The sequence below is a fragment of the Pseudomonas sp. RIT-PI-a genome, assembly GCF_001187875.1.
Taxonomy (GTDB): domain Bacteria; phylum Pseudomonadota; class Gammaproteobacteria; order Pseudomonadales; family Pseudomonadaceae; genus Aquipseudomonas; species Aquipseudomonas coleopterorum.
In genome coordinates this window covers 95,149-120,725 of the sequence record NZ_LGIR01000011.1, presented here as the reverse complement: position 1 = coordinate 120,725, position 25,577 = coordinate 95,149, and the positions used below count along the sequence as shown (strand labels likewise).

The 25,577-nt window shown below is 64.0% G+C and carries 24 protein-coding genes; 14 read left to right on the top strand and 10 right to left on the bottom strand.

Features of this window, described 5'->3' with window-relative positions:
• Positions 1 to 32: 32 nt before the first annotated feature.
• The 6 genes from AC788_RS02770 to rlmM form a co-directional block, all read right to left on the bottom strand.
• Positions 33 to 1,640 carry a carboxyl transferase domain-containing protein gene (locus AC788_RS02770; protein WP_049859102.1) on the bottom strand — a complete coding sequence of 536 codons (1,608 nt, stop codon included), beginning with the start codon at positions 1,638 to 1,640 and terminating at the stop codon, positions 33 to 35.
• A 51-nt stretch (positions 1,641 to 1,691) separates the two neighbouring features.
• On the bottom strand, positions 1,692 to 2,870 hold the full coding sequence (locus AC788_RS02765) for an isovaleryl-CoA dehydrogenase (RefSeq protein WP_201777930.1): 1,179 nt from the start codon (positions 2,868 to 2,870) through the stop codon (positions 1,692 to 1,694).
• 80 nt (positions 2,871 to 2,950) lie between these two features.
• Entirely contained in the window at positions 2,951 to 3,319 is a 369-nt protein-coding gene (locus AC788_RS02760; RefSeq protein ID WP_049859101.1) for a MerR family transcriptional regulator, read from the bottom strand.
• Positions 3,320 to 3,467: 148 nt separating this feature from the next.
• The gene (locus AC788_RS02755; protein ID WP_049859100.1) at positions 3,468 to 4,073 is read right to left on the bottom strand and encodes a tRNA-(ms[2]io[6]A)-hydroxylase; all 606 of its coding nucleotides are present in this window, start codon (positions 4,071 to 4,073) and stop codon (positions 3,468 to 3,470) included.
• Between the two features lie 87 nt (positions 4,074 to 4,160).
• Positions 4,161 to 4,406: a sulfurtransferase TusA gene (gene tusA, locus AC788_RS02750; RefSeq protein WP_049859099.1), complete on the bottom strand. Its 246-nt coding sequence runs from the start codon at positions 4,404 to 4,406 to the stop codon at positions 4,161 to 4,163.
• A 110-nt stretch (positions 4,407 to 4,516) separates the two neighbouring features.
• The gene (gene rlmM / locus AC788_RS02745) at positions 4,517 to 5,581 is read right to left on the bottom strand and encodes a 23S rRNA (cytidine(2498)-2'-O)-methyltransferase RlmM (RefSeq protein ID WP_049859098.1); all 1,065 of its coding nucleotides are present in this window, start codon (positions 5,579 to 5,581) and stop codon (positions 4,517 to 4,519) included.
• Between the two features lie 138 nt (positions 5,582 to 5,719).
• Here rlmM and acnA point away from each other — a divergent pair, with 138 nt between their 5' ends.
• The 10 genes from acnA (at position 5,720) to AC788_RS02695 (ending at position 16,632) form a co-directional block, all read left to right on the top strand.
• Positions 5,720 to 8,470: an aconitate hydratase AcnA gene (gene acnA, locus AC788_RS02740; RefSeq protein ID WP_049859097.1), complete on the top strand. Its 2,751-nt coding sequence runs from the start codon at positions 5,720 to 5,722 to the stop codon at positions 8,468 to 8,470.
• 325 nt (positions 8,471 to 8,795) lie between these two features.
• Positions 8,796 to 10,010: a PepSY-associated TM helix domain-containing protein gene (locus AC788_RS02735; RefSeq protein WP_049859096.1), complete on the top strand. Its 1,215-nt coding sequence runs from the start codon at positions 8,796 to 8,798 to the stop codon at positions 10,008 to 10,010.
• Positions 10,007 to 10,549, top strand: a complete 543-nt coding sequence (locus AC788_RS02730; protein WP_049859095.1) for a hypothetical protein — start codon at positions 10,007 to 10,009, stop codon at positions 10,547 to 10,549. The genes AC788_RS02735 and AC788_RS02730 overlap by 4 nt, the downstream gene beginning before the upstream one ends.
• Positions 10,546 to 10,881: a hypothetical protein gene (locus tag AC788_RS02725; protein ID WP_049859094.1), complete on the top strand. Its 336-nt coding sequence runs from the start codon at positions 10,546 to 10,548 to the stop codon at positions 10,879 to 10,881. The genes AC788_RS02730 and AC788_RS02725 overlap by 4 nt, the downstream gene beginning before the upstream one ends.
• Positions 10,878 to 11,441, top strand: coding sequence for a DUF6162 family protein (locus tag AC788_RS02720; protein ID WP_049859093.1), 564 nt, complete (start codon positions 10,878 to 10,880; stop codon positions 11,439 to 11,441). Before AC788_RS02725 ends, AC788_RS02720 begins: the two co-directional genes overlap by 4 nt.
• A 26-nt stretch (positions 11,442 to 11,467) precedes the next feature.
• Complete coding sequence (locus AC788_RS02715) at positions 11,468 to 12,397, top strand: metal ABC transporter substrate-binding protein (RefSeq protein ID WP_049859092.1); 930 nt, start codon at positions 11,468 to 11,470, stop codon at positions 12,395 to 12,397.
• Positions 12,394 to 13,143 carry a metal ABC transporter ATP-binding protein gene (locus tag AC788_RS02710; RefSeq protein ID WP_049859091.1) on the top strand — a complete coding sequence of 250 codons (750 nt, stop codon included), beginning with the start codon at positions 12,394 to 12,396 and terminating at the stop codon, positions 13,141 to 13,143. Before AC788_RS02715 ends, AC788_RS02710 begins: the two co-directional genes overlap by 4 nt.
• Positions 13,143 to 14,042, top strand: a complete 900-nt coding sequence (locus AC788_RS02705; RefSeq protein WP_049859090.1) for a metal ABC transporter permease — start codon at positions 13,143 to 13,145, stop codon at positions 14,040 to 14,042. The genes AC788_RS02710 and AC788_RS02705 overlap by 1 nt, the downstream gene beginning before the upstream one ends.
• Positions 14,043 to 14,921, top strand: a complete 879-nt coding sequence (locus tag AC788_RS02700; protein WP_049859089.1) for a metal ABC transporter substrate-binding protein — start codon at positions 14,043 to 14,045, stop codon at positions 14,919 to 14,921.
• Between the two features lie 145 nt (positions 14,922 to 15,066).
• Entirely contained in the window at positions 15,067 to 16,632 is a 1,566-nt protein-coding gene (locus tag AC788_RS02695; protein ID WP_049859088.1) for a methyl-accepting chemotaxis protein, read from the top strand.
• Between the two features lie 55 nt (positions 16,633 to 16,687).
• On the opposite strand, the gene AC788_RS02690 is transcribed toward AC788_RS02695, so the two are convergent.
• Positions 16,688 to 17,344 carry an alpha/beta family hydrolase gene (locus tag AC788_RS02690; protein WP_049859087.1) on the bottom strand — a complete coding sequence of 219 codons (657 nt, stop codon included), beginning with the start codon at positions 17,342 to 17,344 and terminating at the stop codon, positions 16,688 to 16,690.
• A gap of 164 nt (positions 17,345 to 17,508) precedes the next feature.
• Between AC788_RS02690 and AC788_RS02685 the strand changes: the two genes are divergently transcribed.
• From AC788_RS02685 to AC788_RS21710, 4 genes are all read left to right on the top strand, one after another.
• Entirely contained in the window at positions 17,509 to 17,718 is a 210-nt protein-coding gene (locus AC788_RS02685; protein ID WP_043188013.1) for a DUF6434 domain-containing protein, read from the top strand.
• 84 nt (positions 17,719 to 17,802) lie between these two features.
• Complete coding sequence (yghX, locus tag AC788_RS02680) at positions 17,803 to 18,690, top strand: YghX family hydrolase (RefSeq protein WP_049859086.1); 888 nt, start codon at positions 17,803 to 17,805, stop codon at positions 18,688 to 18,690.
• Between the two features lie 37 nt (positions 18,691 to 18,727).
• Positions 18,728 to 19,666, top strand: a complete 939-nt coding sequence (locus AC788_RS02675; RefSeq protein WP_049859085.1) for a class I SAM-dependent methyltransferase — start codon at positions 18,728 to 18,730, stop codon at positions 19,664 to 19,666.
• A gap of 176 nt (positions 19,667 to 19,842) precedes the next feature.
• On the top strand, positions 19,843 to 19,986 hold the full coding sequence (locus tag AC788_RS21710) for a hypothetical protein (protein WP_156463138.1): 144 nt from the start codon (positions 19,843 to 19,845) through the stop codon (positions 19,984 to 19,986).
• A 60-nt stretch (positions 19,987 to 20,046) separates the two neighbouring features.
• On the opposite strand, the gene AC788_RS02670 is transcribed toward AC788_RS21710, so the two are convergent.
• The 3 genes from AC788_RS02670 to AC788_RS02660 all read right to left on the bottom strand — a co-directional run bounded on the left by AC788_RS02670 (position 20,047) and on the right by AC788_RS02660 (position 25,410).
• Positions 20,047 to 22,107, bottom strand: a complete 2,061-nt coding sequence (locus tag AC788_RS02670) for a hybrid sensor histidine kinase/response regulator (protein ID WP_049859084.1) — start codon at positions 22,105 to 22,107, stop codon at positions 20,047 to 20,049.
• A 123-nt stretch (positions 22,108 to 22,230) separates the two neighbouring features.
• Positions 22,231 to 22,986, bottom strand: coding sequence for a precorrin-6A synthase (deacetylating) (gene cobF, locus AC788_RS02665; protein ID WP_049859083.1), 756 nt, complete (start codon positions 22,984 to 22,986; stop codon positions 22,231 to 22,233).
• A gap of 84 nt (positions 22,987 to 23,070) precedes the next feature.
• A complete protein-coding gene (locus AC788_RS02660) occupies positions 23,071 to 25,410 on the bottom strand; it encodes a TonB-dependent siderophore receptor (protein WP_049859082.1) in 2,340 nt (779 codons plus the stop codon).
• Positions 25,411 to 25,577 lie beyond the last annotated feature (167 nt).

Sequence of the window (25,577 nt, the reverse complement as noted above, 5' to 3'; positions counted from 1 at the left end):
CCCTGATCCCCGATTCCTGATGAGTGCATGGGCTACATGCGGAAGACGCCGAAGCGGGTTTCGGCCACCGACGCGTTCAACGCCGCCGAAAGCCCGAGTGCCAGCACCGTTCGGGTCTGCGCCGGATCGATCACCCCGTCATCCCACAGCCGCGCCGAGGAATAGAACGCGTGGGCCTGCTGCTCGTACTGCGCCACCAGGGGTTCGGCCAATTGCCGCGCCTGTTCGTCGCTGAACGCCTGTCCCTGGCGCTGCGCCTGCTCCTGCTTGACCTGCACCAACACGCCAGCCGCTTGTTGAGCGCCCATCACGCCGATCTTCGCGTTCGGCCACATCCACAGGAAACGCGGATCGTAGGCGCGCCCGCACATGCCGTAATTGCCCGCGCCGTAGCTGGCGCCAATGATCACGGTGAACTTGGGCACCTGCGCGCAGGCCACTGCGGTGACCAGCTTGGCGCCGTGCTTGGCAATGCCGCCGGCCTCGTATTTCTGGCCGACCATGAACCCGGTGATGTTCTGCAGGAACACCAGGGGAATGCCGCGCTGGCAGGCCAGTTCGATGAAATGCGCGCCCTTCTGCGCGGCTTCGGCGAACAGCACGCCATTGTTCGCCAGAATCGCCACGGGGTAGCCGTGGATGTGGGCGAAACCACAGACCAGGGTCGGCCCGAACAACGCCTTGAACTCGTCGAAGGCCGAGTCGTCGACGATGCGCGCGATGATCTCGTAGATCGGCAAGGGCTGCTTGGGGTCGGTGGGCACCAGGCCGTAGAGTTCATCCGCCGCATGGCGCGGCGGCAAGGGTTCGACGCAGGCCAGCCACCCTTGCTTGCGCCAGTTCAGGCGGGCGACGCAGCGACGGGCGATGGCCAGCGCATGCTGATCGTTTTCCGCGTAGTGATCGGCGACCCCCGACTGCCGGCAGTGCAGGTCGGCGCCGCCCAGCGCCTGAGCGCTGACCACCTCCCCGGTGGCCGCCTTGACCAGTGGGGGACCTGCGAGAAAGATGGTTGCCTGATCGCGGACCATGATGGTTTCGTCGCTCATGGCCGGCACATAGGCGCCCCCGGCCGTGCACGAGCCCATGACCACGGCGATCTGGGCGATGCCCTGGGCGCTGAGGGTGGCCTGATTGAAGAAGATCCGCCCGAAATGCTCGCGATCCGGGAACACTTCGTCCTGGCGCGGCAGGTTGGCGCCGCCGGAATCGACCAGGTACAGGCAGGGCAAGCGGTTGTGCTGGGCGATTTCCTGGGCGCGCAGATGCTTCTTCACGGTCAGCGGGTAATAGCTACCGCCTTTAACCGTGGCATCGTTGGCGATGATCATGCATTCGACGCCAGACACCCGGCCGATGCCGGTGATCAATCCGGCAGCCGCGACCTGTTCGCCGTACACCTCATGGGCGGCCAGCAGCCCGACTTCGAGGAACGCCGAGCCGGGATCGAGCAGCACATCGATGCGCTGGCGTGGCAGGAGTTTGCCGCGGGCGACATGGCGCGCCTGGGCGGCTTCGCCACCGCCCTGATGGATCTGCGCTGCGCACCGCTGCAGCGTATCGAGTTGCTGCAGCATCGCCTCGCGGTTGGCGACGAAGTCGGCTGAACGTGTATTGACCTGACTGTGGAGAATGGCCATGGGCATTTCCTGTGCGGGTACGGCACCGATGGGAGAGGCAGCGAGAAAACGTCAGCGCGTCTGCTCGAACAGTTCACGACCGATCAGCATGCGGCGTATCTCGCTGGTGCCTGCGCCGATCTCGTAGAGCTTGGCGTCGCGCCACAGACGCCCGGCAGGAAACTCGTTGATGTAGCCGTTGCCGCCGAGGATCTGAATGGCCTCGCCGGCCAGCCAGGTGGCTTTTTCGGCGGCATACAGGATGACCCCGGCGCAGTCCTTGCGGACCTGACGGATCGGCGCCTGGCCCAGCCCGTCCAGGTGTCGGCCGACCGCATAGAGATAGGCGCGGCACGCCTGCTGGGTGGTGTACATGTCGGCGAGCTTGCCCTGAATGAGCTGGAATTCGCCGATGCTCTGGCCGAACTGCTGCCGGTCGTGAACATAGGGCAGCACCAGGTCCATGGCCGCCTGCATCAAGCCCAGCGGGCCGGCACTGAGCACGGCGCGCTCGTAGTCCAGACCACTCATGAGCACACCCACCCCCTGCCCCGGCTGGCCGAGCACGTTCGCCACCGGCACCTCGACGTCCTGAAACACCAGTTCACCGGTGTGCGAACCGCGCATGCCCAGCTTGTCGAGCTTTTGCGCGACGCTGAAGCCCGGCGCGCCTTTCTCCACGATGAACGCGGTGATGCCCTTGGCGCCGGCCGCCATGTCGGTCTTGGCGTAGACCACCAGCACGTCGCAGTCCGGGCCGTTGGTGATCCACATCTTGGTGCCGTTGAGCACGTAGCGGTCGCCCCTGAGGTCGGCACGCAGGCGCATGGAGACGACATCGGAACCGGCGTTCGGCTCGCTCATGGCGAGGGCGCCGATGTGCTCCCCGCTGATCAGCCTGGGCAGGAAACGCGCCTTCTGCTCGGCGCTGCCGTTGCGGTTGATCTGGTTGACGCAGAGGTTGGAATGGGCCGCGTAGGACAGACCGATGCCGCCCGAGCCGCGGGAGATTTCCTCCATGGCAACCATGTGCGCCAGGTAGCCCATGCCCGTCCCGCCCCACTCCTCAGGCACGGTCAAGCCCAGCAAGCCCATGTCGCCGAACTTGCGCCACAGGTCGGCTGGAAACTGGTCGCTGCGATCGGCTTCGGCGGCGCGCGGGGTGATCTCGCGCGCCACGAAGGCCGCCACCGAATCGCGCAGCATGTCGATGTCTTCGCCAAGGAAGAAATCCAGTCCCGGTACTGAAATCATGTTCATCACTCGCTTTTTTTGTATTTATCAAGGAGATCAAGAAGGTCGAGAAGATCGCAGGGAATGCCCAGCCGCGATCAGGCTTGCAAGGCCGCGCGGCACCGCTCTTCGGCGGTGTCGAGTTCCACCTGCATCTGTTCGATGTCGAGCATCTGCTGCTGCAGTTGCGCCCTGCGCTCGGCGATTTTCTCCAGGAACCGGTCGAGCTGCTTGCGGTTGCCCGAGGGGTCGTACATGTCGATGAGCTCCTTGCATTCGGCCAGGGAGAAACCGATGCGCTTGCCCCGCAGGATCAACTTCATGGCCACCAGATCGCGCGCCGAGTAGACCCGTTCCTGCCCCCGACGCGTGGGCGCCACCATGCCCTGCTCCTCGTAGAAACGCAGCGTTCTGGGCGTGACGTCCAGCAGTTGGGATATTTCGGAGATGCTGTAGAGAGTGCTCACGTGGATCTGTTCCCGATGCTTTACGTTAACGTAAACGTCAATATGCAGCGTGTCAACACGCGGACTGGCATGGCTCGCAGATCATATGGGTGTGTGTTGAGGGAGGGATAGTCAGAAGCGGCGCATCGAATGCGCCGCACAGGCCCGGTCAGGCGAAAGCAGGCACACCGCTGTGGAAGCGGAATTCCGGATCGGGGCTTTCGATCAATTCAGCTTCGGCCACGCGGACCTTGTCGACGGTGCGGGCGATGTCGGCGGCATCGCCGTATTGATGGGCCAGTTTCAGATAGCCCTGGTAGTGCCGCGCCTCGCTCATCAGCAGGCCGTTGTAGAAGGTGCCCAGTTCTTCGTCCAGATGCGGAACCAGCGCCGCGAAGCGCTCGCAGCTGCGCGCCTCGATGAAGGCGCCGACCACCAGGGTGTCGACCAGCTTGACCGGCTCGTGATTGCGCACCTGCTTGCGCAGCGCCGAGGCGTAGCGACCGGCCGACAGCGGTTGCAGCTCGATCTTGCGGCGTTTCATCAGGCGCAGAACCTGCTCGTGATGGACCAGCTCTTCGCGCGCCAGGCGCGACATCATGTTGATCAGGTCAACGTGGGTGCAGTACTTGGCGATCAGGCTCAGGGCCGTGGACGCTGCCTTGAATTCGCAGTTCTTGTGGTCGATCAGCAAGGTGTGCTGGTCGGCCAGCGCGGCCTGGACCCAGGCATCGGGCGTGGGGCAGCCGAGAAAGGCATGAATTTCAGACAACATGGCCAGGCACCTGGAAAAAAGGGGGCGATTATACCCAGCTCGCCTGCAACTGGGTATGTGCGCCGCACACGGGCCGGGCTGGGACGATCAGTCGCTTTTCTTGCGGATCCAATAGAGGTAGGTACCGCCCTCCTCCTCTTGCTGCACCAGCTCGTGGCCCAGGAAGACGCAGAACTTGGGAATGTCGCGGCGGGTCGAGGGGTCGGTGGCGATGACTTTGAGCAGGCCACCGGCAGGCAGGTCGCGCACGTGCTGGTGCAACATCATCACCGGCTCCGGACAGCTCAGGCCAGTCGCATCCAGGGTGTGGTCGGCAGACAGGGTTTGGGTCATGAAAAACTCCAGATCAAGCGGGCATTCAGGCAGACGGTCGAGACGGACAGTGTAGCGGCGCAGCGCAGGCCGGACGCACAGTGCGACCCCAGGCCGCGGCACATCGGGGGTCAGCGTCGGACGCTGTCGAGTCGGCGCAGGTGGCAGGTGACTTCCTCGCGATCATGGTACAGCTGCTTGCAGCCGATCTGGACCTTGATGCCACGGGCCTTGAAGCCATCCTCGATACGGTCGAGCAACCGGCGCACTTCGGCATAGCGCTGCTTCATCGGCAACTTCAGATTGACCACCGCTTCGCGGCAGAGGTTCTCGCCCAGCCAGGTTTCCAGCAAGGCAGCGTTGCGCGCAGGCTTCTCGACGATGTCGCAGACCATCCAGTCCACGGTCTGCCTGGGCTTGTAGGTGAAGCCGTCGGCCATCAGATGAGTGACCAGGCCGGTGTCCATCAGGCTCTGCGCCATCGGACCGTTGTCGATGGCGGTGACCAGCATGCCGCGGCGGACCAGTTGATAGGTCCAGCCACCCGGCGCGGCGCCCAGGTCCACGCCGGTCATGTCGCCGTGCAGGCGCTCGTCCCACTGCTCGCGGGGAATGAAGTGGTGCCACGCCTCCTCCAGCTTCAGGGTCGAGCGGCTGGGCGCCTCGCGCGGGAACTTCAGCCGCGGGATGCCCATGGGCCACATGGCGAAGTTGCCCGCCTCGGCCACCCCGAGAAAGACTTCGCGGCCACTCTTGAAGGTAAGCAGCAGGCGCGGCAGGCGGGGATCCTCCACCAGACGGCCAGCACCGAGCAGGGCCTTGCGCAGCGGGGCCTCGAACTTCTTGCAGAAGTTCGACAGTTCCTTGCCATCGTTGGTGTCGAGCACTTCCAGCCACAGGCTGCCGCAGACTGGATAGGACGCTAGCTGTTCGAGCAGCACGCTGATGCGATCGGTCTCGGGCAACTGCACGAAGTCGCCACGCGCCCACTGCCGGGGAAATATCAAGTCACTAAACCGCAACTCGCTCATCAGCCGTGCCGGACCGGCCGGTTCGTGGCAGATGAATTCGGCGCAGGCGGTCTGCGGCTTGGCCTTGGCATAGCCGGCAACCCCCAGCCGTGCGGCGTGTTCAGCGATCTCCGAGCAGACCTCGCCTTCGAAGCCGGGGCGGCAATGCATAAACAACGTATTCATAAAGAGACTTTCACTGCCTGGGGCCGAAATCGGCGCATGATAAAGGAAATCGGAACCCCCGGCATGTACCGGAAGTCCCTCACTGAAAGAACCTGATTATTCAGCCCGTGCCGTGCGGGCCCGAAAAGGAGCTGACAGATGCCTTCCCTCGATAGCCTGAAAACCCTCAACACCCTGGACGTTGCCGGCACGTCCTATCATTACTTCAGCCTGCCCGAAGCCGCCAAGAGCCTGGGCGATCTGCAACGACTGCCGATGTCGCTCAAGGTGCTGCTGGAAAACCTGCTGCGCTGGGAAGACGGCAAGACCGTCACCGGTGATGACCTGCGCGCCCTCGCCGACTGGCTGCATGAACGCCGCTCCGACCGCGAGATCCAGTACCGCCCGGCGCGCGTACTGATGCAGGACTTCACCGGGGTGCCGGCCGTGGTTGACCTGGCTGCCATGCGCGCTGCAGTGGCCAAGGCCGGTGGCGACCCGCAGCGAATCAATCCGCTGTCGCCGGTGGACCTAGTGATCGACCACTCGGTGATGGTCGACCGTTATGCCAGCGAACAGGCGTTCGAGGAAAACGTCGACATCGAAATGCAGCGCAACGGTGAGCGCTATGCATTCCTGCGCTGGGGCCAGAGCGCGTTCGACAACTTCAGCGTGGTGCCACCGGGTACCGGCATCTGCCACCAAGTCAACCTGGAGTATCTGGGCCGTACGGTCTGGACCAAGGATGAGGACGGCTGTACCTACGCTTTCCCCGACACCCTGGTGGGGACCGACTCGCACACCACCATGATCAACGGCCTGGGCGTGCTGGGCTGGGGCGTCGGCGGCATCGAAGCCGAAGCGGCCATGCTCGGCCAGCCGGTGTCGATGCTGATCCCCGAAGTGATCGGCTTCAAGCTCACCGGCAAGCTCAAGGAAGGCATCACCGCCACCGACCTGGTGCTGACCGTGACGCAGATGCTGCGCAAGAAAGGCGTGGTCGGCAAGTTCGTCGAATTCTACGGTGACGGCCTGGCCGATCTGCCCCTGGCCGACCGCGCGACCATTGCCAACATGGCGCCAGAGTACGGTGCGACCTGCGGCTTCTTCCCGGTGGACGACGTGACCCTGGGCTATCTGCGCCTGTCCGGTCGGCCGGAAGCGACGGTGCAGTTGGTCGAGGCCTACTGCAAGGCCCAGGGCATGTGGCGCCTGCCCGGTCAGGAGCCGGTGTTCAGCGACACCCTGGCGCTGGACATGGGCGAGGTCGAGGCCAGCCTGGCGGGCCCCAAGCGTCCCCAGGACCGCGTGGCACTGCCCAAGGTCAGCGCAGCGTTCAACGACTTCATCGGTCTGCAGCTCAAGCCGACCAGCAAGGAAGAAGGCCGCCTGGAAAGCGAAGGTGGCGGTGGCGTGGCCGTGGGCAATGCCGACCAGACCGAAGGCACGCCCTATACCTGGCGTGGCCAGACGCACAATCTGCAACACGGAGCGGTAGTCATCGCCGCCATTACCTCGTGCACCAACACCTCCAACCCCAGCGTAATGATGGCTGCCGGGCTGGTGGCCAAGAAAGCGGTCGAAAAAGGCCTGACCACCAAGCCTTGGGTCAAGACGTCGCTGGCTCCAGGCTCCAAGGTGGTGACCGACTACTACAAGGCAGCCGGCCTGACCCAATACCTGGACACCTTGGGCTTCGACTTGGTGGGTTACGGCTGCACCACCTGCATCGGCAACTCTGGGCCGCTGGACGAGCCCATCGAGCAGGCCATCCAGAGCGCCGATCTGACCGTCGCTTCGGTGCTCTCGGGCAACCGCAACTTCGAGGGCCGGGTGCATCCGCTGGTGAAGACCAACTGGCTGGCTTCGCCGCCACTGGTGGTGGCCTATGCCCTGGCCGGCAGTGTGCGCACCGACATCAGCAGCGAACCGCTGGGTACCGGCACCGATGGTCAGCCGGTCTACCTGCGCGACATCTGGCCGACTCAGCAGGAGATCGCCGACGCCGTGGCCAAGGTCGATACGGCCATGTTCCACAAGGAGTACGCTGAAGTCTTCGCCGGCGATGCACAGTGGCAGGCCATCGAGGTGTCACAAGAGCCCACCTATGTATGGCAGGCGGATTCGACCTACATCCAGCACCCGCCTTTCTTCGAGGACATTGCCGGTCCGGCCCCGGTCATCGCCGACGTGAAGGACGCCCGCATTCTGGCATTGCTGGGGGATTCGGTGACCACTGACCACATCTCCCCCGCCGGCAACATCAAGGCCGACAGTCCCGCTGGGCGTTACCTGCGCGAAAAGGGCGTGGAACCGCGAGACTTCAACTCCTATGGCTCGCGCCGTGGCAACCATGAAGTGATGATGCGCGGCACGTTCGCCAACATCCGTATCCGCAACGAAATGCTCGGGGGAGAAGAAGGCGGCAATACCCTGTTCATTCCGACGGGCGAAAAACTGCCGATCTACGATGCAGCAATGCGCTACCAGGCAGCGGGAACCCCGCTGGTGGTCATTGCCGGTCAGGAGTACGGGACCGGTTCCAGCCGCGACTGGGCGGCCAAGGGGACCAACCTGCTCGGCGTCAAGGCCGTGGTGGCCGAGAGCTTCGAGCGCATTCACCGCTCCAACCTGGTCGGCATGGGTGTGCTGCCGCTGCAATTCACCAACGGCCAGAGCCGCAAGAGCCTGGGGCTGACCGGGCAGGAGACGCTGGATATCGTTGGTTTGACGGGTGCGCATCTGCAGCCCCACATGCGTCTGGACCTGCTCATCCGTCGCGAAGGTGGCCAGGAAGAAACCGTGGAGCTGCTGTGCCGGATCGACACACTCAATGAGGTAGAGTATTTCCGCTCCGGTGGGATCCTGCATTATGTGCTGCGTCAGTTGATTGGGAACCCGGTGGTGTGAGCCACCTGTAGGAGCGGTCAGCGGCCGCGAAAAGGACACCGCGGATGATCTGATATACCGCAGTGTCTGGTTCGCGGCCAATGACCGCTCCTACGCGAATCGAGGGGATTCCTCCCATTGACGGACGGGCATCAATCACTTCGCGGCCTGCAGCGCTTTTCGAAACATTCGGTTTCAAATAAACGCGCCTCAGATTCATTTGGTTCTTGTTCTCATTCTTGTTTATCCAGTGCAATAGCGGCCTTCCAAATCGGTGGCCACCTGTTCGCTGGAACCACAGCCTGCCCGTCCGGCTGTCGGTGTCGTGAATCGAGAACGTTTTCCCATGTCCAAGAAATCCCGCTCGAAAATCTGGTTTCTGGTGCACAGCTGGTTGGCCCTGCCGATCTGGTTCTTCGTGCTGATCGTTTGCGTCACCGGCACGCTGGCGGTGGTCAGCACCGAAATCATGTGGCTGATCAACCCGGAAATGCGCGCCAACAAGCCGTCCGATGACGCCCAGCCGTTGAACTACGACCAGTTGATGAGCACCATCCAGCGCGATCACCCCGAACTGCGCGTCAGCAACCTCACCCATCCGGACGGCGACTACTTCGCGGTCAACGCCAGCGTGACCTACCCCGACGGCCGTTCACCCACGGTCTACGTGAACCCCTACACCGGCGCGCTGCAAGGCGTCAGTCCGGCATTCGACTTCCCGGCCTTCACCCGCGCCCTGCATGGCTGGTGGCTGGTGCCCTTCACCAACGGTTTCTCCTGGGGCTGGTACCTGGTGTCGTTCCTCGGGCTGCCGTTGCTGGTGTCTCTGATCACCGGCCTGGTGGTCTACAAGAAGTTCTGGAAGGGCTTTCTCAAGCCCACCCTGCGCCTGAACCAGGGCGCCCGGGTGTTCTGGGGCGATTTCCACCGCCTCAGTGGCATCTGGTCGATCTGGTTCATCGTCGTGATCGCAATCACCGGCGTGTGGTTCCTGATTCGCGCCATCCTCTACGACAACCAGATCAGCATCTCCAGCTATTCGCCGGTGACCTCGGTGATCGCACGGGCCGACGTACCGCTGGTGGCCAATGGCACCCCGGCACCGATGATCCCGGTCGAACAGGCGATTGCCGTGGTCAAGCAGCAGGTGCCTGACCTGGATGCCAGCTACGTGTCCCTGCCGCTCAATGCCTACAGCCCGATGGAAGTCGGCGGCCGCAGCTGGTACCCGCTGATGTTCCAGACCGCCAGCATCAACCCCTACACGGGGCAGTTGATCAGCTCGCACCTGCTGGGCGACCGCAACGCGCTGGAGTTCGTCACCGAATCCATGCGCCCGCTGCACACCGGTGACTTCGGGGGCCTGTGGATCAAACTCATCTGGGCTTTCTTCGGCCTGCTGCTGAGCATGATGGTGCTCAGCGGCCTGATGATCTGGAGCAAGCGCACGGCCCTGGCGACCGCCCAGGCGTTCAAGCGCAGCAATCGCCAGGAAGCCGCGCAAATGCCCGTCGGCGACGTGCGTCCGATGGCCCATACCACCGCGGAGCGCAGCCTGTGAGCCGAGTCGTCACTGCCCCTTCGCCCTCGCCGCTGTCGCGTTTGTGGCGCAAGTGGCGCTTCCACATCAACGTGTTGCTGGTGCTGATTCCACTCGGCTTCATGCCGCACTACTTCGCCGAAAATGCCATGGATCGCGGTGACAGCGGCCTGGGCGAACGCACCGTCGGCGACATCGCCGTCGGGCCCTGGAGCCTGACCCTGGCCGAGCGCCGCATCGAAGGCCCGACCGCCGAAAGCGGTCAGGACATCAAGTACTTCACCGCAGCCCTGTGCAAGTCCTGCATCGATCAGGTCAAGGCCACCTACCTGCGCATCGGCAAGCCGCGCAGCCTGAGAGCTGCGGGCGTGATCTTCTTCGGCAGCGGCTACCGCATGTTTGCCGGCCTGCCGGTGCCGAGCAAAACCGAGACCGATGCGCAGCTGTGGATCACCATGGAAGGCTGGGACGGCTCCATGCATCAGACCTCCATTCCCTTGAGCCAGGCGTCGCCCGCAACGGTGGCCTGGCTGAAGAAACGCCAAGGAATCCAACCATGATCCGCGTTTCATTCCCCCGCTGGCCTGCCTTCACGCTCGGGCTGCTCGCCGCCGCTTGCAGCGGTGTTGCCCTGGCCCACAACCCCATGTGCGAATGCAAGCAGATCGACGACCAGCAGATTCGCTGCACCGGGGGGTTCTCTGATGGCAGCGGCGCGCCGGGGGTGACCCTGGACGTGGTCGGCTATGACGAAAGCATTCTGGTGCCCGGCAAGCTGGGCAGCGATTCGACGGTGACCTTCAAGCGTCCCGATGCCGAATTCTATGTGCTGTTCGATGCCGGTCCCGGCCATGTCGTGGAAATCGACCAAGCCGACATCCAAGCACCATGAGTACGCCGGTCACCCAGATCGTCCGCCCTGCCGGGGCGGGTCATGAATCCCTCTACGTCGGCCTGCTCTGCCTGTTCATCCTGCTGGCTGCGGCCGGCGTGGTGGCCTGGCACGGTGTCAGCCACGAGCCCGTGGCGGTGCCGGCCCATCAGCTCGACGCACGGCGCGACCTGACGCCTGCCGAACAGGGCATCTACGCCGACTTGCGGGTGACCCTGGACGAGGTGCGCCTGCTCGCCGAGGAACAGCCCGAACCGGGGACGCCTGCGCAGTTGGCCAGCGAAGGCTTCGCACCCTTCGCCCAGGACGCCAGCTCGGTCAACCGGGGTAGTCATGCGTGGGAAATGGTTCAGAGCTCCTATGTGGGCCTGAGCCAGGCGCCCGCGGTGGCCGGTTCGTTCCTGTTGCGGGTGAACGGTCCCGACGCGGATGTCTGGATCAATCGCGCTTCTTCGGCCAGCACACCTTCGCAGATGGATGACAAGACGCTCGCCGCCGCCGGCTGGCAACAGGTGATCGCCCAGTTCGACACCGGTGTCACCCGCCAGCACCGCCATTGAATACGCCCTCTTCCCCAGGATTTTCCATGCCCCGATCTATCGCCCGCCGTCCGTTGCTGCGACTCCTGTCCGTCGCAGTCCTGGGTACCCTGCTCAACAGCACCGCCTGGGCCGCCGACGGCAAACCGCTGCGCATCGGCATCACCCTGCACCCCTACTACAGTTATGTGGCGAACATCGTCGGCGACAAGGCCGAGGTGGTGCCGTTGATCCCGGCCGGGTTCAACCCCCATGCGTACGAGCCACGGGCCGAGGACATCAAGCGCATCGGCAGCCTGGACGTGGTGGTGCTCAATGGCGTCGGCCATGACGACTTCGCCGACCGCATGATCGAAGCCAGCGAAAAGCCTGACATCGCCGTGATCGAGGCCAACGCCGACGTGCCGCTGCTAGCCGCCACCGGGACCATGGCCCGCGGCGCCGGCAAGGTGGTCAACCCGCACACCTTTCTGTCCATCAGCGCGTCCATTGCTCAGGTCAACAACATTGCCCGCGAACTGGGCAAGCTCGACCCGGACAACGCCAGGTTCTACACCGCCAATGCCCGGGCCTACGGCAAGCGCCTGCGCACGCTGCGTGCCGATGCCCTGGCCAAGCTGACCCAGGCACCCAACGCCGAGCTGCGGGTCGCCACGGTGCACGCGGCCTATGACTACCTGTTGCGCGAGTTCGGTCTGGAAGTCACTGCCGTGGTCGAGCCGGCCCATGGCATCGAACCCAGCCCCAGCCAGTTGAAGAAGACCATCGACCAGTTGCGGGCACTGGACGTCAAGGTGATCTTCTCGGAGATGGATTTCCCCTCGACCTACGTCGAAACCATCCAGCGCGAATCGGGCGTCAAGATGTACCCGCTCTCGCACATTTCCTATGGCCAATACAGCGCCGACAAGTACGAGAAGGAAATGGGCGGCAACCTCGACACCGTGGTACGGGCGATTCAGGAGGCCGGCGCATGACCGCGGCCGAACCCTTCGCTCTGGCTCACTGCGGACCAGCCATCGATTTCGATCAGGTCGGCCTGGTGCTGGGCCGTACGCAGATTCTCGACGATGTCAGCTTCCGCGTGGCCAGCGGCAGCGTACATGCGCTGGTCGGGCCCAACGGCGGTGGCAAGAGCTCGCTGATCAAGACCCTGCTGGGGCAGATGCCCCACCGCGGGCAACTGAGTCTGCAATGGCCGGGCAGTCCCGGTGTGATCGGCTACGTGCCGCAGGCGCTGGAATTCGACCGTGGCCTGCCGATGACTGTCGACGACTTCATGGCCGCCATGTGCCAGCGTCGCCCGGCGTTTCTCGGCCTGTCCAGGCACTATGCCGGCGCCATTGGCGAAGCGCTCGAACGCGTGGGCATGCAGGACAAACGCAAACGGCGCATGGGCGCGCTGTCGGGCGGTGAACGCCAGCGCGTGCTGCTGGCGCAGGGCCTGATCCCGGCGCCGCAGTTGCTGATTCTCGACGAACCCATGTCTGCCCTCGACGAGGCCGGTATCCAGGTGTTCGAGCGTCTGCTGCTGGACTGGCAGCAGGCTGGCATTACCGTAATGTGGATCGAGCATGACCTGGAAGCCGTCAAGCGTCTGGCCGACCGGGTCACCGGGCTCAACCGCCGCGTGCTGTTCGACGCCACACCGGCCGAGGCACTCACGCCGGACCGACTGCTGACGCTGTTCTCCACCCATCCCCGCGCCGGAGGCCTCGCCTGATGGACTACGAACAGTTTCGTCTGGCCATCCAGGGCCTGGCCTCGGACGGTTATCTGCCCGCTGCGCTGGCCTACGGATTCGTGGTCAACGCCTTGATCGCCGGCCTGCTGATCGGTCCGGTCCTGGGCGGCCTGGGCACCCTGGTGGTGGTCAAGCGCTTCGCGTTCTTCTCCGAAGCGGTGGGCCATGCCGCACTGACCGGCGTGGCCATCGGCATCCTGCTCGGCGAACCCTACACCGGACCCTACGGCAGCCTGTTCGGCTACTGCCTGTTGTTCGGCATCGTGCTCAATTACCTGCGCAACCGCACCGGCCTGGCGCCGGATACCCTGATCGGCGTATTCCTCTCGGTATCCCTGGCCCTGGGAGCCAGCCTGCTGCTGACCCTGGCCGGCAAGATCAACGTGCACATTCTCGAGAACGTGCTGTTCGGTTCGGTGCTGACGGTGAACGGCAACGACCTGCTGGTACTGGCCGTGGTCGGCGCGCTGGTGCTGAGCCTGAGCCTGCCGCTGTACAACCGCATCATGCTGGCCAGCTTCAACCCGCAACTGGCCGCCGTACGCGGCGTGGCGGTAAAAGCGCTGGATTACCTGTTCGTGATTCTGGTGACGCTGATCACCGTGGCGGCGGTGAAGGTCATCGGCGCGATCCTGGTCGGTGCGCTGCTGGTGATACCGGCAGCGGCGGCGCGGCTCTTGAGCCAGTCGCTGAAGGGGTTCTTCTGGATCTCGGTGATCATCGCCACGCTGAGCACGCTGTGCGGGATCCTGCTGCCGATCCTGTTCGATCTACCGGTACCCTCCGGTGCCGCCATCATTCTGGTCGCAGGCGTGGCCTTCGCCCTCGCCGCCATCGCCCGCGGCACCTTGCCCAGCCTCAGAGGGAACATCGGATAAATGCCTATTCTGCGCAAACTGACAACGGCCCTGACCCTGTGTGCGGTGCTCGCCCCCGCCGCCTTCGCCGCCGAGCCGGTGAAAGTCCTCGCCAGCCTGCCGATCACCTACGGCCTGGGCCAGTTGCTGCTCAAGGACAGCGGTGTGCAGCTTGAGCGTGCAGCCGCGGCCAATCTGCCCGGCTCCCGGCAGAATGCCTATTTCACCGGCCGCGGTGCAGAAGCCCTGGCCGGCCTGGCCAGCTCCGCCGATGCGGTGATCGGACTGCGCTCGCTGTGGCCCGATGATTCGCTGTACCCCCTGGCACGCCGCAGTAACATTCGCATCGTCGAGATCGACGCGGCGCGCCCGGTGGACGGGGTACTGCCCGGTATCGCCGTTCAGCCCGGCGTCAGTGGCCTGAACAGCCAGCCCTGGCTGTCGAGCAACAACATGGGGCGCATGGCCGATGTCATGGCCGCCGATCTGGTGCGTCTGGCGCCCGCCGCCAAGCCGCGGATCGATGCCAATCTGGCTGCGCTCAAGCAGCAGTTGCTCAAGCTCAGCGCCGACAGCGAAACCCGCCTGGCCAAGGTCGACAATGTTAGCGTGATCAGCCTCAGCGACCGCTTCGCCTACCTGACCGCCGGCCTCAACCTGGACACGGTCGCCACCCAGGCGCTCACCGACGAGCAATGGGATGCCGCGCAACTGGAGAACCTGAGCACGACGCTCAAGGACAACGACGTCGCCTTGGTCATCGACCATCGGCAACCCCCCGAAGCGGTCAAGGCGGCCATCACCGCCGCAGGCGGCAAACTGCTGGTACTGGCCGAGGAAAGCGATGACCCGATCGCCGACCTGCAGGCGCACATGAACGCCGTCATCCAGGCGCTCTGACCACTTCCTGGCCCAAGGCGATGCGCACGCTTCGCCCTTGGCCTGACGGCACACGCATCCCGCCTCGCTCCTGGGGAAATTCGATTCAACCTTTTCCCGATTTGGCCGAGAACCTGTCAAAGCCCCACGGAATGAATGGACACTCATGCGTAACAATCAGCCTATCACTCAGCGCGAACGGACTTTTCCTGCTCAACAGCGCCTGATTTCTACGACCGATACCCAAGGAATGATCACCTACTGCAACGACGCGTTCGTGGAGATCAGCGGGTTCACCCGAGACCAGCTGATTCGCGCGCCGCACAACACCGTGCGCCATCCGGACGTTCCGCCGGCGGTGTTCGAGCACATGTGGGCGACCCTGCGCCAGGGTCTGCCGTGGATGGGTATCGTCAAGAACCGTTGCGAGAACGGCGACTACTACTGGGTCAATGCCTACGTCACCCCGGTGCTGGAAAACAAGCAGGTGGTGGGTTACGAATCGGTGCGAGTCAAGCCGTCCGCCGAGCAGGTACGCCGGGCCCAGGCGCTCTACGAGCGTCTGAACAAAGGCAGATCCGCGGTACCCGGCCGCGATCGCTGGATGCCGGTGGTACAGGATTGGCTGCCGTTCATTCTGGTCAGCCAGATCAGCTTCATGATCGGCGCCTGGCTCAATACGTCGTGGGGCTTCGCCCTGGCGGCCGGCCTGTCGATTCCCTTGGGCCTGATCGGCCTGAGCTGGCAGCAGCGCGGCATCAAGCGCCTGCTCAAGCTGGCGGACCAGACCACGTCCGACCCGCTCATCGCGCAGATGTACACCGACAGCCGCGGCGCCCAGGCGCGTCTGGAAATGGCCATCCTCAGTCAGGAAGCGCGCCTCAAGACCTGCCTGACCCGTCTACAGGACACTGCCGAACACCTGACCGGTCAGGCCCGGCAGTCGGACGCCCTGGCTCACCAGAGCTCCCAGGGCCTGGACCGTCAGCGCCTGGAAACCGAACAGGTCGCCGCGGCGGTGAACCAGATGGCCGCCACCACCCAGGAGGTCGCCAGCCATGTACAGCGCACCGCCGACGCCACTCAGGAAGCCAATCGCCTGACCAGTCGCGGCCGCGACATCGCTGGCGAAACCCGCGAGGCGATCCAGCGATTGTCGGTGGTGGTGGGCGAAACGGGGCAGACCGTGACGCAGCTGGCCAAGGACAGCGACGAGATCGGCGGCGTGGTGGATGTGATCAAGGGCATCGCCGACCAGACCAACCTGTTGGCGCTCAACGCGGCCATCGAAGCGGCGCGCGCAGGCGAAATGGGGCGTGGCTTTGCCGTGGTCGCCGATGAAGTCCGCCAGCTGGCACAACGCACCAGCGAATCGACCGGACAGATCCACGGGCTGATTGCCAAGCTGCAGCAGACCGCCAACAACGCCGTGCAGACCATGGATGCCGGTCACCGCCAGGCCGAAGATGGCGTGGCCCGGGTGCTGGAGGCCGACCGCGCATTGATCGGCATCAGCGAGGCGGTAGCCAACATCACCGACATGACCACCCAGATCGCCGCAGCCACCGAAGAGCAAAGCGCGGTGGCCGAGGAGATCAGCCGCAACATCACCACCATTTCGCACCTGGCCGACGAAACCAGCGAGCAAGCGCAGAACTCGGCCTTGCTCAGCGAAGAGCTGACCAAGACCGCCAACAGCCAGTACTCGCTGGTAGAGCGCTTCAACCGCTGATCGGCCTCTGGATTCGCGGCGCCGCCTCCACGGGAGCCCGCGTCCAGCTTGCAGATCAGGACAGAAAAGCCACGATCCGGTCGGCAGCGGTCTGCAGATGCTGGTCGTGGCTGAACCCCGAGGCCTTCAACGGCTTCAGATCGTGGTCGGCCGCGCTCAGCCAGTACACTTCGATCTCTTCCGACAGTTCATAGCCCGCCACCGTCTCGCAGTTGCCCAGTGCATCGCGTTCGCCCTGAATGATCAAGGTCGGCGTGCGCAGCTTGGCCAAGTGCTCGACGCGCGGTTTCTCCGGTTTGCCCGCCGGGTAGAACGGATACCCCAGGCACACCAGCGCATCGGCGCCCAATTCGTCGGCCAGCAGGCTGGCCATGCGCCCGCCCATGGACTTGCCGCCCACCGCCAGGGTTCCGGTCACCAGGGGACGCACCAGGGCGTAGGCCTGCCGCCAGCTCTCCAGCAGGCTCGCCTGCGGGCTGGGCGGACGTTTGCTGCCGCCACTGCGGCGCTGGGCCATGTAGGGAAACTCGAAGCGCACCACGCTGACACCAGTGGCCGCCAGACGCTCGGCCATGGCGTTCATGAACGGGCTGTCCATGGGCGCTCCGGCACCGTGCGCCAGGATCAGGCAAGGCGCCTGGGCGCCGGTCTGGGCGGGATTCCACAGCCAGCCGTTGTCTTGCATGCGTTGGGTCCACTGGTCTTCGCTCATGATCTTTCCGTCGACGTTTGGCACTATTGGCGATTTACGGACTCTGAGGCAAAACGCGGCGCAGGAACAGTGCCCGATGCAGGATGGCGCTACACTAGGCCGTCGTGTGCAGTGCCATCATCCAGGCACGCCTTCCCAACCTTTTTCGCCAAGGATAGCGATTCATGAACTTCGACTGGCACAGCGCGCCCATCACTCGTTACACCCCGTTGGACCGAGGCTATCGCAACACGCAGAACGTGCGGCGCTTCCTCACCGAGGCCTGCGGCCCCAGCTTTCATTTCGACCGCGCCTTCATGGCCTGGCTCAAGAGTGGCGAGGCCAAGACCATGGGCCAGGTTGCAGATCACTGGAAGCTGATGCATCGGCGCTGACGCATGAAGTGGTGGCCGGGTGGCAAAACGCTGCTTTAATGAGTGCAACCCTTACCGTCCACTGTCCTGCGACAGGAGTACCCGATGGATCGCCTCAGTGCCAAAGACTTCTCCCCCGAGCTGCTCGAGCTGTACGACTTCTACGCTCACGGCAAGATCAACCGCCGCGAGTTTCTCGACCGCGCCGCGTTGTTCACTTTCGGTGGGCTGACCGCGGGCGCATTGCTGGCCAGCCTGAGCCCTAATTACGCGCTGGCCCAGCAGGTGGAATTCACCGACCCGCAGATCATTGCCGAGTACGTCACCTACCCGTCGCCGAACGGTCACGGCCAGGTGCGTGGCTATCTGGTGCGGCCGGCCCAGGCGACCGGCAAGGTCCCCGGCGTGGTGGTGGTGCACGAAAACCGTGGCCTGAACCCCTATATCGAAGACGTCGCGCGACGGGTCGCCAAGGCTGGCTACATGGCGCTGGCGCCCGACGGGCTGAGCTCGGTCGGCGGCTACCCCGGCAACGACGACAAGGGCCGAGCCTTGCAGGAGAAAGTCGACCCGACCAAGTTGATGAACGACTTCTTCGCCGCAATTCCATGGCTGATGCAGCATGAGGGCAGCACCGGCAAGGTCGGCATGACCGGCTTCTGCTATGGCGGTGGCGTCTCCAATGCCGCGGCGGTGGCCTATCCGGAGCTGGCCTGCGCGGTGCCCTTCTATGGTCGCCAGGCCGATGCCAAGGATGTGCCGAAGATCAAGGCACCCCTGCTCCTGCATTTCGCCGAGCTGGACACACGCATCAACGAGGGCTGGCCGGCCTACGAGGCGGCGCTCAAGGCTGCGGGCAAGACCTACGAGGCCTACATCTACCCCGGCGCCAACCATGGCTTTCACAACGACTCCACCCCTCGTTACGACAAGGCCGCAGCCGACTTGGCCTGGGAGCGTACCCTGGGCTGGTTCGAAAAGTACCTGAGCTGACGTAGAATGCCGGCCCTTTGCAGCCGTGATTTGAACCATGAACGCCGACGCCCTCGCCACCTTGCACCAACACCTGCTTCAGGCCCTCACTCAGCCACCGCTGGAAACCCGCCGGCTGTTTCACGGCCGCGGGCGGCGCTGGCCAGGGCTTGAGCAACTGACGGTCGATTGGCTGCAGGGCATCGTGCTGGTGTCGCTGTTCAAGGAGCCGCCGCCCGAGCAACTGACCGCCTTGCAACATCTACTGGTTCAACTGGGCGACTCGCCGGAGTGGGCCAGCAGCGGCGCGCGCAGCCTTGCCCTGCAACACCGCTATCTACCCACCAGCGACGTGCAATGGCTTGTGGGCGAGGCGCAAGAGCAGGCGATTCTGACCGAAAACCGCCTGCAGTACCGCATCGACCTGGGGCGCAAGCAGAACAACGGGCTGTTCCTGGACATGCGCTACGGCCGCGACTGGGTACGGGAGAACGCCCAGGGCCGACGGGTGCTCAACCTGTTCGCCTACACCTGTGGGTTCTCTGTGGCCGCGATCGCCGGTGGCGCTGCCCATGTGGTGAACCTGGACATGTCGCGCCCCGCCCTGAGCCGGGGACGTGAGAACCATCACCTCAATGGTCACGACCTGGGCAAGGTCAGTTTCCTGGGGCACGATCTGTTCAAGTCCTGGGCGCGAGTCTGCAGGGACGGCCCGTACGACATGGTCATCATCGACCCGCCGTCGTTCCAGAAAGGCAGCTTTCTGCTGACCAAGGATTACCAGCGGGTGCTGCGTCGCCTACCGGAACTGCTCAGCGAATCAGGTGTGGTACTGGCCTGCATGAACGATCCGGCGCTGGGCCCGGAGTTTCTCGTCGAGGAATTGCGTCGCGAGGCGCCGGGCCTGCGTCTGGAACGACGTCTGGACAATCCGCCGGAGTTTGCCGACATCGATCCGGCCAGTGGCCTCAAGGCGCTGGTGTTCGTGCAGCGTTGAATTGATATGGCGAAGGGAAGATCTGCGAGGGCCTAACATACCGTACGGCGACTGACCATCTTAAATATTGAACGCTTTTGCGTGCCTGGCGAACCAAGTAAAAGAGAGCCACCGGGAGGTGAGAGTCCCGGCGGCTCGGGTGACACATCGAATGAAACCCTTGAGAGGTATCCGCCATGTCAGCGCAGGAATATAACACCATCCGCCACACCCCTGTCAGTGCATTGGGCTCGATCCCGGCCAGTCAGTTGATCGCTTTTGTCGAAGCCTGCCGTCCGCTGGTGCGCGACGCGATCCTGAATGCCAGATTGACCCGATGAGCCTGCTGGTAGTGTGCAGCCCCGCCATGGCGGGGCTTTTTAATGTCTGCAGAACCGGTTTCAAGGCTGACGCTGGGTGATCAGGGTGCGCACCCGCTCGCTCAACGCTTCCAGCGCAAACGGCTTGGTCAGCACCTCGGTGCACGGCTGCAGATGGCACTTGTCCAGTGTCAGGTTCTGCGCATAGCCGGTGATGTACAGCACAGGCAGTCCGGGTCGAGTCACCCGCCCCAGCTCTGCCATCTGCCGGCCATTCAGGCCGCCCGGCAGGCCCACATCCGTCACCAGTAGATCGATGCGAACCGTCGACTGCAGCAGGTCGCGCCCCTGAGCGCTGTCTGCGGCCTGCAGGACCACATAACCCAGACTTTCCAGCAACTCGGCCACAGCGTCGCGCACCGATGCCTCGTCGTCGACCACCAGCACCGTCTCGCCGGCCCCCCCCGTTTCGATGGGCGCATGACCCGCATCGACGGGTGCGACATCCATGCCGGCACAATGCCTGGGCAGGTACAGGCTGACCGTAGTGCCGTGACCCGGCCGCGACTGGATCTTCACCAGTCCGCCGGATTGCCGGGCGAATCCGTAGATCATGGACAAGCCAAGGCCGGTGCCCTCGCCGACTGGTTTGGTGGTGAAGAACGGCTCGAACACCTTGGCCATCACTTCATCGGTCATCCCCGAGCCGTTGTCGGTGACGTGTAGCGCCAGGTACTCGCCAGCCTGCACCTCGTGATTGTATTCGTCACTGTAGGGCAACCACTGGTTCGCGGTTTCGATGGTGATGCGGCCACCCGCAGGCATGGCGTCGCGAGCGTTGATGCACAGGTTGAGCAAGGCGTTTTCCAGCTGCGTCGGATCGATCAGGGCGGTCCACAACGCGGGGGTATCGCGCACACTCACTTCGATGGCCGGTCCGACCGAACGCCGCACCAACTCTTCCAGGCCACGAATCAGCGCGTTGACGTCGGTCGGCACCGGCGCCAGGGTCTGGCGACGGGAGAACGCCAGCAGGCGATGGGTCAGCGACGCGGCGCGCTTGACCGCGCCTTGGGCCACGTTCAGGTAGCGTTCCAGATCATCCATACGCCCCTGCTTGAGGCGCATGTGCATCAACTCAAGGCTTCCGGACAGGCCCGCCAACAGGTTGTTGAAGTCGTGGGCGATGCCGCCGGTCAATTGCCCCACGGCCTCCATCTTCTGCGCCTGATGCAGCGCCGCCTCGGCCTTTTCCCGTTCGGCGATGGCGATGCGCACGCGCTCTTCGAGGGTCTGGTTCAGCTCCATGACGGCAGCCTCGGCCTTCTTGCGTGCCGTGACGTCGATGGACGAGCCGATCAAGCCGATGACTTCGCCGTCCTCGTCCACCAAGGGCGTCTTGAGCGACAGCCAGGTCGCTGCCGTGCCGTCGGGAAGGCGCACTTCTTCTTCCACTTCCTGGGTGTGGCGGCCTTCCATGATGCGCCGGTCGGTCTCCATGATCACCCTGGCCTGGACCTTGTCTTCCAGAAACTCCAGGTCGGTGCGGCCGATGTACTGCTCGGGCGGTTTGCCGATGAGTTCGCTGGTGCCGCGGTTGGCCACCAGCATTCGCCCCTGGCGATCCTTGGCGTAGACCACACCCGGCACGGCAGCGGTGAAGGTGCGCAGCAGGTGGGTCATGCGATCGCGTTCGGCCTCGGCGGCGCGGCGCTTCTGAATGTCCAGCAGGACACCGGGAAAGCGCTGGGGCCGGCCGGCTGCGTCGAATTCCACATGGCCGTTGGCTTCGATCCAGCGATAGCTGCCATCGCTTTGCAGCACTCGATACTCGCAGCGGTAATGACCGCCGTTGCCGAGCGTCTCGAACACGGCCGCCTCGACCCGGGGCCGATCCTGCGGGTGAACGCCGGCCATGGCCTCTTCCAGCGGCAGGCCTTGTGCGCAGACCTTGGCGGACAGGCCGAAGGTGCGGGCGAAGCGGTCGTCAGCACTGAAGTGGTCGGCTGCGACATCCCACACCCAGGTGCCCACGATCGCCCCGGTGTCGAGGGCCAGCTGCAAGCGCTCGGCCGTATCGGGAGCGTTCGGCTCGTCAGGCGCGCAGGGATCGCGAGGGTGTTCGGGAGGCTGGGTCGGCATATCGGCTCACAGCGGAACGCAGGGTGCGCTGATGGTGACCTTGACGTAGGGGTAATACAAGCCTGAGCAACGCAAAATCCCCGTAGCAGCGGCGCGAGCCGCGTCCGGCTGCGCCGCGGAGTGTCAGGTACGCCGCCTAAGCAGATAACTGTCCATGATCCACCCATGCCGATGCCGCGCCTCCTGCCGCGCCTGAACGATGGTGTCGGCCATGTCATCGAGCCGTCCGCTCAGCAGCACTTCATCCACGGTCCCCACATAAGCGCCCCAATAGATGTCCAGGTTCTCCCCGAGCAAGGCCAGGAAGCCGTCCTGCGCATCGAGCATCACCACCACCGTATCGACCCCATCCGGCATCCCCGCCGCCAGACGCCGCCCCGTGGTGATCTGCACCGCGCCGGCAATGCTGTTGAGGGTGATCCGGTGCGCCGCCGTCAGCGCCTGAACGCTGGTCACGCCGGGAAACACTTCATAGTCCAGCGCCCGCACCCCGTCGGCAGCAATCGCCTCGACGATGCGCAGCGTACTGTCGTACAGCGACGGATCGCCCCACACCAGCACCCCGGCGCACTCGCCATCGGCCACTTCGTCGTCCAGCAGTTGCTCGAAGACCGCACGCTTGCGCGTGTTCAGAACATCCACCGACGCCCGATAATCCGAGTCGGCCGGACGCTCCGGCTGAAGCACCTCGACCACTCGATACGCGCCAGGCGCTGTGTGACGTTCCAGAATGTCGCGACGCAGGGCATTGAGCTTGCCCTTGTGCTCGCCCTTGTCCAACAGGAAGAACACATCGACCCGCGCCAGCGCACGGGCGGCCTGGACGGTGATGTGTTCGGGATGACCGGCACCGATGCCGATGATGAGGAGTGTTTTCACAGCAGCTCCATAAAGGACAAAGCCCTGAAGCGCCAGGGCAGTGACGACGCCGCACGCACCGCCACTACCCAAGTGAGTCGCGCCTTACAGCGTCCACTTCACGGTGAAGACCGCATTGCGCGGATCGCCGTAATTCAAACTGCCAAAGCCCACACCACTGTAATAGCTGCGGTCGAAGACATTGTTGAAGTTTATGCGGGTATCCACATTTTCGCTGACCTTGTAGCCCACCATCAGGTCGACCAGGGCATAGCTGTCCTGCTCGAAGTTCGAATAGCCCTCGGGATGGGTTTCGGTCTGCGCCGTCAACGTACCGCCCACTCGCCACTTCTCGAACTGCGGCAGGCGATAGGTGGTGTTGAGCTTGAGCAGGTGCCGAGGCATTTCCGGCGAGAAGCGGTTGCCTTGGTTGACGTCGTCCTTCTTGTAGATCACGTGGGTGTAGGTGTAACCGGCACTGGCATTCCAGTTGTCGGTGATCGCACCACTGACGTCCAGGTCGATACCCTTGCTTTGCACTTCACCCGAGGCACGTGAACAGTAGATGGACGTCGGCGCGCTGGGGCAAGGGCTGGGGCCGCTCAGATCGTTGGTCGCACGGTTTTCCTGATTGACCAGGAACAGCGCCGCACCGGCATTGAGTCGGCCGTCCAGGTACGCGCCCTTCACACCGATCTCGTAGTTCTTGCCAACGATGGGCGCGATGACCGATCCGCCTGCATCCAGTGCACTCTGCGGTTTGAAGATGTCGGTGAAACTGGTGTACACCGAGTAGGTATCGTCGATGTCGTAGACCAGCCCCGCATAGCGGGTCACATGACGGGTGACCTTGTAGTCGCTCTTGGCGCCGCCGGTGCTTTCGATGTCGGCGTCGTACCAGTCCAGACGTCCACCCAGGATCAGCTTGAGATCGTCCGCCAGGTTCCAGCGAGTGGTCACGTAAGTGCCCACTTGAGAGTTGTCGGTCTTGAGCGTCCAGCCCTGTAGATCATAGCTGGGCTTCTGCTCGGTGACATCGCCATACCCACCGTGGCCGTCGAACAACTCTTCACGGTAACCGGTGCCCACCACCAGTTCATGCTCGCGCCCGAACAGCTGGAATGGTCCTGAGGCGTAGAGGTCATAGGAGCTGTGGTCGTCGGTATAGATATAATTGCCGCCACCGAACGAGAGTTCGTCACCGCTGTAATAGCTGTAGGCGCCGAGCATGTGGATGCGTGCCCACATCTTGTTCATCGCCAGGTTGATCTTCCAGCCGTTATCGAAGGCGTGCTGCAGGTTGGCGAACGCCTGGGTGTTGTCGGTATCCCAATAGGCCCACTTGGGGCCGACGTAGGTCGAGCGCGACAAGTGCAGATCGGTGCCGGCGGCGCTGAGCGGCAGGCCCGTCCAGTTGTTGGCCTTGTTGTCATCCTGATGAGAGGCGCCCAGTGTCAGAGTGGTCGCATCGGTCACGTCAGCTTCGAGCACTCCGTAGAAAACACCGCGTTCGCGCTCGACGTAATCCTGGAAGCTGTTGCCATCCTGGTAGGCGCTGACCAGACGTCCTCGCACACTGCCCTGCTGGTTCAGGGGCCCGGACACATCGACTTCGGTCCGGTAGCGGTCCCAGGTCCCGGCACTCGCGGTAACGCTGGCCTGCAGATCTGCGGTGGGCTTCTTGCGCACCATGTTGATGGCCGCCGCCGGGTTGCCCGCGCCTTGCATCAAGCCGGTCGCGCCACGGACCACTTCCACGCGATCGAACATTGCCGAATCGGCGCCGGTCACCACGTCCTGGGTGTAGGTGGACACATCGGTCGGCAGACCGTCATACATCAGATTGTCGACGCTGAAACCCCGCGCCACGTAGCTGACTCGTTCCGGACCATAGGACTGCACGATCACACCTGTGGTGTTCTTCACCACGTCGTTGAGGTCGGTCATGTTCTGATCGTCCATGCGTTGACGCGTGACGACCGTGACCGACTGCGGTGTTTCGCGAATCGACAGCGGCAGCTTGGTCGCAGTGTTCATGCTGCCGGTGGTGTAGGAACCGGTACCCTCGGTCGTCGCGATCCCTTCCAGGGCATTGCCCTGCGCCGAGACTGCGGTTGCGCCGAGCTCCACGGCACCGGCCGAAGCGGCCGTTGGAGCAGTCACGCTGACCACGTTGCCCTGCACACTGCCCACCAACCCACTGCCCGCCAGCAAGCGCTGCAGCGCCACGCCTGGCTCCATCCGGCCCGCCACCTGCGGCGCCGTCTTGCCCGTTACGGCAGCCGGCTCGTAGACCACCTGCAGGCCACTGGCTCGGCCAAGGGTCTGCAGGGAGTCGCCAAGCGGCTGCGCAGGTAGATTGATGGCAACCGGCGCCGCCTGTGCCAGGCCGACGATGAACAGCGAAACGCATAGCGCAAGTGAGCGCTGAGGGAAGTGAGTCATGGATATCGATGCCCTAGGAATGGATCGCAAGACGGCCCGCCCATCCTGGGCAGCGACTCGCCGCGGCATGGCACGGCGGCGAACTTGCGGACATGACCGCTCGGCTGCGGTCGCGGCACACGGTAATTAAATGTGAAATTTTTGTAAATGATTATTTATGTCGTTTG